The 13,635-nt window shown below is 66.8% G+C and carries 9 protein-coding genes; 4 read left to right on the top strand and 5 right to left on the bottom strand.

The annotated features are described in order from the left end of the window. Positions 1 to 309: 309 nt before the first annotated feature. The 4 genes from HF203_RS13690 to HF203_RS13675 all read right to left on the bottom strand — a co-directional run bounded on the left by HF203_RS13690 (position 310) and on the right by HF203_RS13675 (position 4,982). Positions 310 to 1,593: a sulfate adenylyltransferase subunit 1 gene (locus HF203_RS13690; RefSeq protein WP_168670620.1), complete on the bottom strand. Its 1,284-nt coding sequence runs from the start codon at positions 1,591 to 1,593 to the stop codon at positions 310 to 312. A gap of 11 nt (positions 1,594 to 1,604) precedes the next feature. After that, on the bottom strand, positions 1,605 to 2,528 hold the full coding sequence (cysD, locus tag HF203_RS13685; protein WP_168670618.1) for a sulfate adenylyltransferase subunit CysD: 924 nt from the start codon (positions 2,526 to 2,528) through the stop codon (positions 1,605 to 1,607). Between the two features lie 71 nt (positions 2,529 to 2,599). Continuing rightward, the gene (locus HF203_RS13680; RefSeq protein ID WP_168670616.1) at positions 2,600 to 3,328 is read right to left on the bottom strand and encodes a phosphoadenylyl-sulfate reductase; all 729 of its coding nucleotides are present in this window, start codon (positions 3,326 to 3,328) and stop codon (positions 2,600 to 2,602) included. Continuing rightward, positions 3,321 to 4,982 (bottom strand): nitrite/sulfite reductase, encoded by a 1,662-nt coding sequence (locus tag HF203_RS13675; RefSeq protein WP_168670614.1) that lies wholly within the window; start codon positions 4,980 to 4,982, stop codon positions 3,321 to 3,323. Before HF203_RS13675 ends, HF203_RS13680 begins: the two co-directional genes overlap by 8 nt. A 109-nt stretch (positions 4,983 to 5,091) precedes the next feature. Here HF203_RS13675 and HF203_RS13670 point away from each other — a divergent pair, with 109 nt between their 5' ends. Next, a complete protein-coding gene (locus HF203_RS13670) occupies positions 5,092 to 6,033 on the top strand; it encodes a CysB family HTH-type transcriptional regulator (RefSeq protein WP_168670612.1) in 942 nt (313 codons plus the stop codon). Positions 6,034 to 6,108: 75 nt separating this feature from the next. Here HF203_RS13670 and HF203_RS13665 read toward each other — a convergent pair whose 3' ends face one another. Then, complete coding sequence (locus HF203_RS13665; RefSeq protein ID WP_168670610.1) at positions 6,109 to 7,071, bottom strand: 2-hydroxyacid dehydrogenase; 963 nt, start codon at positions 7,069 to 7,071, stop codon at positions 6,109 to 6,111. Between the two features lie 222 nt (positions 7,072 to 7,293). Here HF203_RS13665 and hsdR point away from each other — a divergent pair, with 222 nt between their 5' ends. The 3 genes from hsdR to HF203_RS13650 are packed head-to-tail and all read left to right on the top strand — an operon-like array spanning position 7,294 to position 13,615. Beyond that, positions 7,294 to 10,689, top strand: a complete 3,396-nt coding sequence (gene hsdR / locus HF203_RS13660; RefSeq protein WP_168670608.1) for a type I restriction-modification system endonuclease — start codon at positions 7,294 to 7,296, stop codon at positions 10,687 to 10,689. Further along, positions 10,686 to 12,152, top strand: a complete 1,467-nt coding sequence (locus HF203_RS13655; RefSeq protein WP_168670606.1) for an N-6 DNA methylase — start codon at positions 10,686 to 10,688, stop codon at positions 12,150 to 12,152. The genes hsdR and HF203_RS13655 overlap by 4 nt, the downstream gene beginning before the upstream one ends. Then, positions 12,149 to 13,615, top strand: coding sequence for a restriction endonuclease subunit S (locus HF203_RS13650; RefSeq protein ID WP_168670604.1), 1,467 nt, complete (start codon positions 12,149 to 12,151; stop codon positions 13,613 to 13,615). Before HF203_RS13655 ends, HF203_RS13650 begins: the two co-directional genes overlap by 4 nt. The last annotated feature ends 20 nt before the right edge of the window (positions 13,616 to 13,635 follow it).

The following is a 13,635-nucleotide window of genomic DNA, read 5'->3' as shown; positions in this document are numbered from 1 at the left end:
GGATCTAGGGGGGATTCATCAAAATCCCAAACAAATACAAAAAACTAACCACGCCCAACGAGCGATCTCGCAACCTCTCACGCCCCCTTTCTGGCAAAGGAGGGACCGGACTAGCGGCTGATCACCAGCGACTCGCGACATCCTTCGCCCGCCTCGTGCCGATATCGCTGGAGCAGCGACCGGTCCTCAGCGACCAGCGAGGCGTGGTGCCAGTGCCGAGGCACCGGGCATCAGCTGCCTTCGCGTCCTCCTGTCTTGGCGGTTCGATTTCCCTGGTCACTGGCACTCGGCCCCCGTGGCGGGGCCGGTTCAGAGGATCATCCCCGCCCCCACGGTGTCGTTGGTGCTCTCGTCGATGAGCACGAAGGCGCCGGTGGCGCGGTTGCTGGCGTAGGGATCGGGGTGGATGGGCTGGGCGAGCCGGAGGCGCAGCCGGGCGATGTCGTTCATCCCCAGCTCGGTGGCCGGTTGGTGCGTCAGCGCGTTGAGGTCGATGCGGTGCTCGATGGCCGCGACCCGGGCGCGGACCTCGCGGGTGGTGTGGCGCAGCAGATAGTGACGCGAGGCCGACAGCGGACGCTCGGCGAGCCAGCAGAGATGGGCCTCGAGTTCGCGCCGGGGCGCCGGTGCCTGATCGGGGCGCACCAGCAGGTCGCCGCGCGAGATGTCGAGCGCGTCCTCCAGCAACAGGGTGACGGACTGCTCGGGCCCGGCCTCGGGCTGACCGACCCCGCCGATCTGGATGTCACGCACCCGGCTGGTCCGCCCCGAGGGTAACGCCATCACCGGATCGCCGACGGCGATGGCGCCGGACTCCACCCGCCCCATGTAGCCGCGATAGTCGTGCAGCGCCGGATCGGCAGAGTCGCGCGGGCGACAGACGTACTGCACCGGGAAGCGGAAGACGTCCGGACGCGTGCCCTGGGCGCTGGGCGCGCGCTCGAGCAGCTCGACCAGGGTCGGCCCCCGATACCAGTCGAGGTGCGGACCGCGCTCGACGACGTTGTCGCCGTGGAGCGCCGAGATCGGCACGAAGCAGGCCCCCTCGATGCCGAGCCAGGCGGCGAAGTCGAGGAAGTCGCGCTGGATACGCGCGAACACCTCGGCGTCGTGATCGACCAGATCCATCTTGTTGACCGCGACCACCAGATTGGGGATGCCGAGCAGGTGGGCGAGATAGGCGTGGCGCCGGGTCTGGGTCTGCACGCCGCGGCGCGCGTCGATGAGGATGATGGCCAGATCGGCATTGGAGGCCGCGGTGACCATGTTGCGCGTGTACTGCTCGTGGCCGGGGGCGTCGGCGATGATGTACTTGCGCGTGCCGGTGGTGAAGTAGCGGTAGGCGACATCGATGGTGATGCCCTGCTCGCGTTCGGCGGCGAGCCCGTCGGTGAGCAGCGACAGGTCCACCCCGTCGAGTCCGCGTCGGCGCGAGGTGGCGGCGAGCGTCTCCAGGGTGTCGGCAAGGATCGCGCGGGTGTCGTGCAGCAGCCGACCGATGAGCGTGCTCTTGCCGTCGTCGACGCTGCCGCAGGTGAGAAAGCGCAGCAGGCCGTGGTCGTCGATCTCGGGGAATGCGTGTGGCGATGACATGGGGTGTCCTCTCAGAAATAACCGGCCTTCTTGCGTTCCTCCATCGAGGACTCGCTGGTGTGGTCGTCGAACCGGGTGGCGCCGCGCTCGCTCTGGGTGGCGGCGGCGGTCTCGGCGATGATCGCCTCCAGGGTGTCGGCCTCGGAGGCCACCGGCGCGGTGCAGGTGATGTCGCCGACGGTGCGAAAGCGCACCCGCAGCGTCTCGACGCGCTCGTCCTCGCGCGCCGGGGTCAGCGGGGTGACCGGACGCAACCGCGACCCCACGCGCACCACCGGGCGATAGTGGGCGAAATAGATCGACGGCAGCGCCAGCCGCTCGCGGCGGATGTACTGCCAGACGTCGAGTTCGGTCCAGTCGCTGATCGGGAAGGCGCGGATGTTCTCGCCGGGGTGGGTGCGCGCGTTGTAGAGGCTCCACAGCTCGGGGCGCTGCTGCTTCGGGTCCCACTGACCGAAGGCATCGCGCAGGCTCATGATCCGCTCCTTGGCGCGCGCCTTCTCCTCGTCGCGACGCGCCCCGCCGATGCAGGCATCGAAGCCGAACGCCTCGATCGTCTCGAGCAGCGTCACCGACTGGTGACGGTTGCGCGACTCGCCCGGTTCACGGAGCACCACCGAGCCGCGCGCGATCGAGTCCTCCACCGAGCGCACGATCAACCGCGCGCCCAGCTCGGCGGCGCGCTCGTCGCGGAAGGCGAGCACCTCGGGATAGTTGTGCCCGGTGTCGATGTGCAGCAGCGGGAACGGCAGCGGCCCGGGGCGGAAGGCCTTCTCGGCCAGGCGCAGCAGGCAGATCGAATCCTTGCCGCCGGAGAACAGCAGCACCGGGTTGGCGCACTGTCCGACCACCTCGCGCAGGATGTGGATGGCGTCGGCCTCCAACCAGTCGAGATGGCTGAGCGTGCGGGTACGGGATGGTGTCAGGGTGGTCATCTCTGGCCTGTGTGTCGATACGATGGGGCCCGCCCCGGCCGACGGCCGGGACGTGCTCGGGATGGCGTCGATCAAGGCGACGGCGCGTCGTGCTCGGCGCGGCGGTGCAGCCCGCACTCGCGGGTCTCGGGCTGCTCCCACCACCAGCGTCCGGCGCGGATGTCCTCGCCGACGGTGATGGCGCGGGTGCAGGGGGCGCAGCCGATGCTCGGATAGCCCTGGTCGTGGAGCGGGTTGTAGGGCACCTGATGGGCGCGGATGAAGGCCCACACCTCGCCCTCGCTCCAGTCGATCAGCGGACTGAGCTTCTCCAGCCCGTGCTCGGCGTCCCAGGCGCGCGGCGCCAGACCGACGCGGGTGACCGACTGCGCCGCGCGCAGCCCGGTGACCCAGGCCGCCTGTCCGGCCAGCGCCCGCCCCAGGGGTTCGAGCTTGCGCACCCGGCAGCACGCCCGGCGCGCGGCGATCGAGTCGTAGAAGCCGTCGATACCGTACTCGCGGACATAGTCGGCGATCGCCTCGGGGCGCGGCGCATAGCGCGTGATGCGGATGTCGTAGTGACGCTCGACCCGCTCGATCAGCGCCAGGGTCTCGGTCGGCAGCCGCCCGGTGTCGAGGGTGAACAGGCCGATGGGCAGACGCTCGCGGCAGATGACCTCGGTCAGCACCATGTCCTCGACGCCCAGGCTGGTGGCGAAGACGATCGGCGAGTACGCGCGGCACGAGGCGCGCAGGCGCTCGACCAGCTCGCGCTCGCGGGCGGCCAACTGTTGCGGCGTCGGGGCGCGACGATCAGCCATGGGCCACCTCCCGCGGCGCCGCGGCGGCGCGCAGCTCCAGCGCCGCGCGGAAGGGTGCGGTGCCGACCCGGCGCAGGGTGCCGGCGAAGGGCTCGCCGGGCAGACGCCACTGGAGATGGACGCCGAGCAGGGTGTCGATCACCTCGGGCACCTCGGCGGCCGCGAACGAGGCGCCCAGCGGCTCGCCGAGCCGCGCCCCGCGTCCACCATGCCCGCCGATCAACACCTGATAGCGCGCCCCGCCCTGCTTGCGCAGCCCGCGGATGCCGATGTCGGCGAGATTGTGGTGGACGCAGGCATTGGGGCAGCCCGAGATCCGCAGCGTCAGCGGGCCGATGTCGCGCAGCGCCGCGCGATCCTGGAAGCGGTCGCGGATCGCCGCGGCGATCGACTGCGGATCGCCGTGCGCCAGATCGCACTCGCGAATCCCCGGGCAGGCGACGAGATCGGTCAGCAGCCCGACATTGGCCTCGGCCAGCCCCTGGGCGCGCGCCTCGGCCCAGAGCTCGAACAGCCGCGCGCGCCGCACCTGGGGCAGCACCAGCTGCTGCGCGCCGGTCAGCCGCGCCTCGTCGTCGCTCGCCGTCTCGACCACCCCGGCGAGCCATTCGAGCTGCGCCGCCGACAACCAGCCGGGCAGCACATCGCGCCCCTTGGTCGAGAGGGTGACGATGGCGCGCTCGGGATCGCGCTGGGCGCGCACATTGGTCGCCACCCAGTCGCGATAGTCGGCCGGGCCGGTGGTCGCGACGGGCTGCGCCGGCGCCTCGGCGGGGACGGGCGCAACGGCGAAGCGGCGCGCCGCCGCGGCGACCTGCTCCCGGTCGAGGGTCCCCGGGCCGTCGCGCAACCCCGCCCACTCGCGCGCCACCCGGTCGGCGAAGGCCGCCATGCCGATGCGTCGCACCAGGGTGCGCAGCCGCGCGCCGCCACCATCGCGGGCATGGACCCGCAGCACCGCCTCGCTATAGGTGAGCAGGTGCGGCCAATGGAGGAACCCGGTGAGTTCGTCGGCGAGTCGCGCATCGCGCCCCAGCCCGCCGCCGACGAGCACGCGGAAGCCCAACTCACCGCGCGCGTCGCGCACCAGATCGAGCCCGAGGTCGTGCGCGGCCAGCGCCACCCGGTCCTCACGCGCGCCATTGATCGCGATCTTGAACTTACCGGGCAGACGCGAGGCGAGCGGCAGGGTCTCGCGCCAGCGATCGAGCAGCGCGCGCCACGGGCGCGGATCCTCCAGCTCGTCGCAGGCGACCCCGGCCAGCGGGTCGAGGGTGATGCCACGCACGCAGCCGCCCGAGGTCATGAAGCTCGACAGCCCGACCTCGGCCAGCTCGGCGAGGATCTCCGGCACCTCGGCGATCGCCGGGCCGCTGAACTGGAGGTTCTGCCGGGTGGTGAGACGGACGCCGCCCAGCCCGCGGCGGTGGGCGATGCGCGCCAGGGCGCGCAACTGCGCGGCGTCGAGCCGACCGTCGCGCACCGCCACGCGCAGCATGGTGGTCTCGCGCAGACGATAGAGCCCGTGCATCAGCCGCAGCGGGCGGAAGGCCTCCTCGCTGAGACGGCCATCGAGATAGTCACGGGTGAGGTCACGGAAGTGTTCGACCCGTCGTCGCGGGTCGAGTGGGGCAGCGGGAGTCTGTTCGGTCATCGGGGTGCTCGCTAGGGATATCGATGGGGGGCGATGCTAGCGAGCGCCCATAAGACAAAAAAGGAATTTATCGTTATCTTGATATTCTTTTGAGTTATTTAGAGCCCCGATGAACCTGCAACAACTGCGTTACGTGCACGAGGTCGCCCGCCAGGGGTTGAGTATCTCGGCTGCCGCCGAGGCGCTCTTCACCTCCCAGCCCGGCGTCTCCAAACAGATCCGCCAGCTCGAACAGGAGTTGGGCATCGAGATCTTCCGTCGCCAGGGCAAGCGGCTGGTGGCGGTCACCGAGCCGGGCCGGCACGTGCTGGCGATCGCCGCGCGGCTGCTCGGCGAACTCGACAACCTGCGTCAGGTCGGCGCCGAGTACAGCAGCGAGAGCGCCGGCAGCCTCACCATCGCCACCACCCACACCCAGGCACGCTACGTGCTGCCGCCGGTCATCCACGCCTTCATGGCGCGTTATCCCGATGTCCGTCTGTCGCTGCGCCAGGTCAGCCCCACCCGGGGTTGCGAGCTGGTGGTCGCCGGCGAGGCCGACCTGGTGATCGCCACCGAGGCCGTCGCCGAGACCCCGGAGCTGGTGAGCCTGCCCTGCTACGAATGGAACCGCTGCGTCATCGCCCCGCTCGGCCACCCCATCCTCGACACCTCGCCGCTGTCGCTGGAGGCGATCGCGCGCTGGCCGCTGGTGACCTACGACAGCGCCTTCACCGGGCGCGGGCTGATCAACCGCACCTTCCGCGCCCGCGCGCTGGAGCCGCGCATCGTCCTCACCGCGCTCGACGCTGACGTCATCAAGACCTATGTGCGCACCGGGCTCGGCATCGGGCTGATCGCGCGCATGGCGTACGACCCCGAGACCGACCAGGGTCTCGGCGTGGTCGACGCCAGCCACCTGTTCGACACCAGCCTCACCCGCATCGGTCTCCGTCACAAGGCCTGGCTGCGCGGTTACGTCCATGCCTTCATCGAGTGCTTCGCCCCGCACCTCACCCGACGGGTGATCGAGCACGCGCTGAGCGAGACGGGGAGCGCGTTCAGCATCTGAGCGCGCGACGGGAGATGGCAGGAGCGCGCCGCCCCCGCCCCGGGGGCAAGGGCGAGACGACGCACGCGGGAGGACTCAGGCGACGCGGTTGCGCGACGTGCCGGCGAGGAAGGCGGAGATGTTGGCGGCGATCTCGTCGACCATGCGCTGGCGCGCCTCGCGACTAGCCCAGGCGATGTGCGGGGTGACGATCAGGTTGGGGATCGAGGGGTCGAGCAGCGGATTGCCCGCGCGCGGCGGCTCGGCGCTCAACACGTCGACCCCGGCGCCGCCGATGGTGCCGGCGCGCAGCGCATCGGCCAGCGCCTGTTCGTCGACGATCCCGCCCCTGGCGGTGTTGATCAACAGCGCGTCGCGACGCATCAGCCCCAGCTCGCGGGCGCCGATCAGCCCGCGCGTCGACTCGGTGAGCGGACAGTGCAGACTGAGCACGTCGACCCGCGGCAGCAAGGCCTCCAGCATCAGCCGCCCGACACGCAGCGCCCCACCCGGGCGCTGCGCGACCAGCACCTTCATGCCGAAGGCCTCGGCCACCCGCGCCACCCCGCCGCCGAGATCACCCAGCCCGACGATCCCCAGGGTGCGCCCGGCGAGTTCGCGGATCGGGTAGTCCATCACGCAGAAGCTGTCGTGACGCTGCCAGGCACCGGCGTCGATCGCGCGCTGATACTCGGGCAGCCGGGTGGTGAGCGCGAGGATCAGCGAGAAGACGTGCTGCACCACCGAGGGCGTCGCGTAACCGGCGACATTGGCCACCGCGATGCCCAGCTCGCGCGCCGCCTCCAGATCCACGTTGTTGGTGCCGGTGGCGGCCACGCACACCAGCCGCAGCGACCGCGCCCCGCTCAACGCCTGCCGGTCGAGCACCACCTTGTTGGTCACCACCACCTCGGCATCGGCGATCCGCGCCGCCACCTCGGCGGGCTCGGTATAGGCATGACGCCGCCACCCCTCGCACATCTCCGCCAGCGCGGAGAGATCGAGATCGTCCCGATCGATCGTTGCAAGATCGAGCAGGACACCATTCTTCAGGGACATTGCAACACTCTTGGGAGAAAGGACTTGGTGGGATCATACCGAGGGGGTGGGAGGGGCGTCATCCGGGTCCGCATCGAGATCATGGCGACCCCGTGCCAGTGCAACCGCGCCCCATGGAACCCGAGTTGCCTTAGAATCGAGCAACCATGGAGCAGAAGAAGGATACGAGGCATGCGGGCTTCTAAGGATCATCGAACAGGCGCAGGGGACCATGGCGAGCCCATGGAACAAGCAGACATCCACTCCCTGAACTTCGCCTTCCTGAGCGAATACGACACGCGACTCGACCGGCTCGGTCTGCTCGCGGAGCGCTACTTCGCTGCGGATCCCAGCACCTCGCTGATCAAACTGCGCCAATTCGCCGAGCGCCTGGCCCAGCAGACGTGCGCTCGCACGGGCTTGCTCACCACGCCGGAGGAATCACAACTGGAGCTGCTACGCCGTCTCCGGTTCGAGCGCGCCGCGCCGGCAGAGGCCCTCAACCTGTTCCACCACCTTCGCATAGTCGGTAACCGCGCAACACATGACGACCGGGGAGATCATCGCGAGGCACTGAACGCGCTCAAGATCGCCCGTCAGCTGGCGATTTGGTTCCATCGCGCATTCGGTGACGATCCCCAATTCGGGCCCGGGCCATTCGTCCCGCCACGCACACCGGAAGACGCTGAGACCGCGCTCGCCAAAGAGCTTGAGCAATTGCGAGAGGAACGTGCTCACCTGCTTGATGCAGCCGAGCGCGCGCGCGAAGAGGCCGAGGCCGCGCGACTCGCCCACGAGACCGCCGAGGCCCGCGCACGGCGTTTGGCAGAGGAGCAGCACCAGTGGGCCGCGCTCGCCGAAGAAGAGGAAGAGCAAAAGAACGCCGCGCTCGCCGAACTGACGCGCCTTCAAGCCGTCGCGGCCCAGGCGACACCGGACCAGAAGGCACGGCAACGGCATCGGGTCCAACAGGCCAGCCAGCTCATCGAGCTAGACGAGGCGGCCACCCGCACGCTCATCGACGAGCAGCTCCGCGCGCGCGGCTGGGAGGCCGATACCAAGACACTCCGCCACAGCAAGGGCGCACGCCCCATCAAGGGCAAGGCAATGGCGATCGCAGAATGGCCGACCGAGAGCGGTCCCGCCGACTATGCGCTCTTCATCGGCCTACGCTGTCTCGCCACCATCGAGGCCAAGCGCGCCAGCAAGAACATCCCCAATGCCATCGAACAGGCCCAACGCTATGCGCGCGACATCCGCCTCCATGACGGTGGCGCCGAACCCTGTGGCGGCCCCTGGGGCGAGTACCGCGTCCCCTTCGTGTTCGCAACCAACGCTCGCCCCTACCTCAAGCAGATCGAGACCCAGAGCGGCATCTGGTTCCGCGACACTCGCAAGGCCACCCACCTGAGCCGCGCCCTGACCGACTGGCCCACCCCGAACGGACTGGCGGCCCGCCTGGAGATCGACGTCGAGGCAGCACAGCAGACCCTCGCGGCCCAGCCGATGAACTTCGGTTTTCCGCTACGCGACTACCAACAGCGGGCCATCCAGGCGATCGAACGCGAACTCGCCAATGGTCAGCGGTCCGTGCTGGTGGCGATGGCCACCGGCACCGGTAAGACCAAGCTCGCCATCGCCCTGCTCTATCGGCTACTCAACGCCAAGCGCTTCCGCCGCGTCTGCTTCGTGGTCGACCGTAGCGCGTTGGGGCAGCAGACCGGGGCCGAATTCTCATCGACCAAGGTCATCGGAACCAAGACCTTCGCCGACATCTTCGACCTCAAGGGACTGGAGACCACCGTCCCAGAACCCGAGACCAAGGTACACATCTGCACCATCCAGGGGCTGGTGCGCCGCGTGCTCTACAATGACGATCCCGCGACGGTGCCACCGATCGACCAGTACGACCTCATCGTCATCGACGAGTGCCACCGTGGCTATCTGCTCGATCGCGAACTCTCCGATGGCGAGCTGAACTTCCGCAGCGAGGCGGACTACGTCTCCAAGTACCGTCGCGTCCTCGAACACTTCGATGCGGTCAAGATCGGGCTGACGGCCACCCCGGCGCTGCACACGGTCGAGATCTTCGGCGATCCGGTATTCACCTACTCCTACCGCGAGGCCGTGGTGGACGGCTACCTGATCGACCACGAGCCCCCGCTGCGGATCGTCACCGAACTCGCCCAGAACGGCATCCATTTCGCGCGTGGCGAACAGGTGCGACTGCTCGATCCCAAGACCGGCCAAACCGATCTCGCCCATATGCCGGATGACATCGACTTCGAGGTCGAGTCCTTCAATCGCAGCGTCATTACGCCCGAGTTCAACAGGGCCGTGGCCGAGGAGCTGGCCAGGCACATCGATCCCGCCCTGCCCGGCAAGACACTGGTCTTCGCCGTGACCGACGCCCATGCCGACCTCCTCGTCGATCAGCTCAAGCAAGCCTTCGCCAAACACTATGGCGAGATCGAGGACGCCGCGATCCGCAAGATCACCGGCAGCGTCGACAAGGTTGGTGCGCTGATCCGTAGCTATCGCAACGATGACCTGCCCAAGATCGCCGTCACCGTCGACCTGCTCACCACCGGCATCGACGTGCCCAAGATCATCAATCTGGTGTTCCTGCGCCGCGTCAACAGCCGCATCCTCTACGAGCAGATGCTCGGCCGCGCCACGCGACGCTGCGACGACATCGGCAAGGAGGCCTTCCGCATCTTCGACGCCGTCGACCTCTACCCGCACCTTCAAGGCCTGACCGACATGCGCCCGGTGGTGGTCAACCCGTCGATCAGCTTCGCGCAGCTGTTCGAGGAACTGGGCGGCGTCGCGGAAGAGGCCCACCGTGCCGAGATCCGCGACCAACTCGTCGTCAAGCTGCGACGGCGTCTGAGCAGGCTCCCCCACGAGGTCCGCGAGCAGTACGAGGCCAACGCCGGAGAGTCGATCAAGGACACCCTGGCGCGGCTCGCCCAACAGCCAACCGCCGAAACCGCCGCCTGGATCCGCTCGAAACCCGGTCTCGGCGCCATCCTCGACTGGAATCCACAGGGCGGCACACCGCTACAGATCCCCATCTCCGAGCATACCGACCGGGTGATGGAGGTCTCCCGGGGCTATGGCGGCGCCGACAAGCCCAAGGACTTCCTCGACGGCTTCACCAACTTCGTCCGCAGCAATTTGAATACAATGACCGCGCTCAAGGTCGTGGTGCAGCGCCCGCGCGAACTCACCCGAGCCCAGCTGCGCGAGCTGCGCCTGGAGCTGGACAGGCTCGGCTACACCGATGCCAACCTGCGCCGCGCCTGGCAAGACGCCAAGAACGAGGAGATCGCCGCTTCCATCGTCGGCTTCGTCCGTCAGGCCGCACTCGGCGATGCCCTCATTCCCTTCGAGGAACGCGTGCGCCGGGCCATGCAGCGCATCCTCGCCAAGCATCCCTGGACCGATCCCCAGCGCAAGTGGCTCAAGCGCATCGCCGAGCAGGTCGAGCGCGAGATCGTGGTCGACCGCGAGGCGCTCGATCGCGAGCCCTTCCTGGCCCAGGGCGGCTTCCGCCGCCTCGACAACGTATTCGGCGGCCAGATCGAGGCCGTCCTCACTGACATCAAAGAAGAATTGTGGAGAGAGACCGCGTGACCGACACCGTGACCCGCGACATCGTCGCCAAGCTCTGGAGCCTGTGCAACATCCTGCGCGATGACGGGGTGACCTATAACGAGTACGTCACCGAGCTGACCTTTCTGCTCTTTCTCAAGATGATGCGCGAGACCGAGCGCGAGGGCCGCATCCCCAACGGCTACGGCTGGGATGCGCTGGCCCAGCGCGAGGGTCTCGAACAGCTTGAGTACTACCGCCGCCTGTTGCTCGATCTCGGCGATACCAAGAAGACCCAGGATCAGACCATCCTCGCCATCTTCGCCGACGCCAACACCAAGCTGCGCAAGCCGGCCAACCTCAAGGCCCTGACCAGCGCCATCGACAAGCTCGACTGGTTCTCGGCGCGCGAGGAAGGGCTCGGCAACCTCTACGAGGGCCTGCTGGAGAAGAACGCCGCCGAGAAGAAGTCCGGCGCCGGGCAATACTTCACCCCGCGACCACTGATCGACTGCCTGGTCCGACTCATGAAACCCCAGCCCGGCGAGCGCATCCAGGACCCGGCCGCCGGGACCGGCGGCTTCCTGGTCGCCGCCGATCACGACATCAAGCAGCGCACCGATGACCTCTTCGAGCTGACCGAGAACCAGGCGTTCTTCCAGCGCCACCTCGCCTATCGCGGTGCCGAGCTGGTCCCGGACACCCACCGCCTGTGCCTGATGAACCTCATGCTCCACGGCATCGAGGGCGAGGTGCACTGCGCCGATACCCTCTCGCCGGACGGCGAGGCCCTCGGCAAGGCCGATCTCATCCTCTCCAACCCGCCCTTCGGCACCAAGAAGGGCGGCGGTCGACCCAACCGCGCCGACTTCTCCATCACCAGCGAGACCTCGAACAAGCAGCTCGCCTTCGTCGAGCACATCGTCCGCGCCCTCGAACGTGGCGGGCGCGCCGCCGTGGTGGTGCCGGACAACGTGCTGTTCGAAGACAACACCGGGCGACGCCTGCGCAACTGGTTGATGGAGCTGTGCGACCTCCACACTATCCTGCGCCTGCCCACCGGCATCTTCTACGCCCAGGGTGTCAAGACCAACGTGCTCTTCTTCACCCGAGGCCAGACCGACCGGGCCAACACCCAGGCCGTCTGGGTCTACGACCTGCGCGCCAACATGCCCGCCTTCGGCAAGACCCGGCCCCTGAGCTGCGCCGACCTCAAAGCCTTCGAGACCGCCTTCGGCGCCGATCCGCACGGGAAGTCCGAACGCACCGACGAGGGCGAGACCGGGCGCTTCCGCCGCTTCACCCGCGAGCAGATCAAGGAGCGCAACGACAATCTCGACATCGCCTGGCTGCGCGACGAAGACGAGGACATCGAGGAGCGGTTGACCGAACCCGAGGACATCGCCTCTGCCATCATGGTGCACCTGCGCGCGGCGCTGGAGGAGATCGAGGGACTGACGGAGGAGATTGAGACGGAGGCTGTGGTGCCGGAGGAGGCCGCGTGAGCTTCAGTCACGATATTAAAGACTTGGTTGCAGGATCAAATGATCTTCTGCACGCTAATGCTGACTGGTGGGAGCGCGTTCCTTTAGGGAATGCTTGCGAAATATTGAATGGCTTCCCATTCAAATCAAAACACTTCAACGGCAGTGACGGCGCACCAGTAATTCGCATTCGAGACGTCACTTCCGGAGTTTGCACAACCTTCTACAGCGGGGAAATTCCGGAAGGCTACTGGGTTGAACCGTCTGACATAGTTGTCGGCATGGACGGCGACTTCAATTGCCGTCTCTGGCCTTCAGAGCGAGGTCTACTCAATCAGCGCGTTTGCAAGCTGAATCCGCACAAAGACTTCTTAGACAAGAGATTTGTTTCATACGCTCTGCCTGCCTACTTACGCCTAATAAATGATCACACTCACTCCATAACCGTGAAGCACTTGTCCTCAAAGACAATTGCAGAGATACCATTTCCCCTCCCACCACTCCCAGAACAACGCCGCATCGTCGCCAAGCTGGACAGTCTTTTCGAGCGCACCCGCCGCGCCCGCGAGGAGCTGTCCCAGATCCCGCGCCTGATCGAGCATTACAAGAAGGCGATTTTGGAAGCGGCGTTTCGGGGGGATTTGACGAAAGATTGGCGATCACAGGAGTTAGATTGCAACATTGCCTCCCCTCGCCCTAGCTCGGAGATCAAAAAAAAGTATAGATCGGGAAATGGGGCATCTTTTTCTCCGCCCTACTCTGTTCCAGCTAATTGGTGCTGGCTGCGCTTGCCTGAATTTGGCGATCTCGATCGAGGAAAATCCAAACATAGACCCAGAAATGATCCGGCATTGTATGGCGGCGATTATCCTTTCATACAGACCGGTGAAGTCCGCGAAGCGGACGGCATATTGACTGAGTTCGCGAAAACCTACAACGAATCAGGTCTAGCCCAAAGCCGTCTCTGGCCTGTTGGAACCGTCTGTATAACCATCGCTGCCAACATAGCGGAAACTGCCATATTGGGTATTGAGGCGTGCTTTCCCGATAGCGTTGTTGGATTTATTCCAGATCAAGAAACAGCGTTAGAATCATATATTGAGTTTTTCTTGAGAACGATGAAGGAGGATCTCGATGCCTTTGCTCCAGCGACAGCCCAGAAAAATATCAATCTCGATACGCTGAGTAATGTCTATGTTCCAGTCCCGCCCCTAGTTGAACAGGTCGAGATTGTCGCCCGCATCGAAAAAGTGATGGACTGGCTAGCTGTCGTGCATGAGGAAGTGGAACAAGCCACTCACCTCCTCGACCACCTCGACCAAGCCAACCTCGCCAAGGCCTTCCGCGGCGAGCTGGTCCCCCAGGACCCGAACGACGAGCCGGCCTCCGTACTCCTGGAGCGCATCCGCGCCGCGCGCGACGCGCAGCCCAAGCCCATCCGCCGGCGGCGCGCCAGATCGACCACCGCGGTTGAGCGTGATTAGCCTTCTCTCAGCCATACGGG

Origin of the sequence: Marichromatium bheemlicum, assembly GCF_012276755.1 — a bacterium.
GTDB classification, from domain to species: Bacteria; Pseudomonadota; Gammaproteobacteria; order Chromatiales; family Chromatiaceae; genus Marichromatium; species Marichromatium bheemlicum.
Note: the sequence above shows the minus strand (reverse complement) of the source record. Positions and strands in the feature narration are given on the sequence as shown.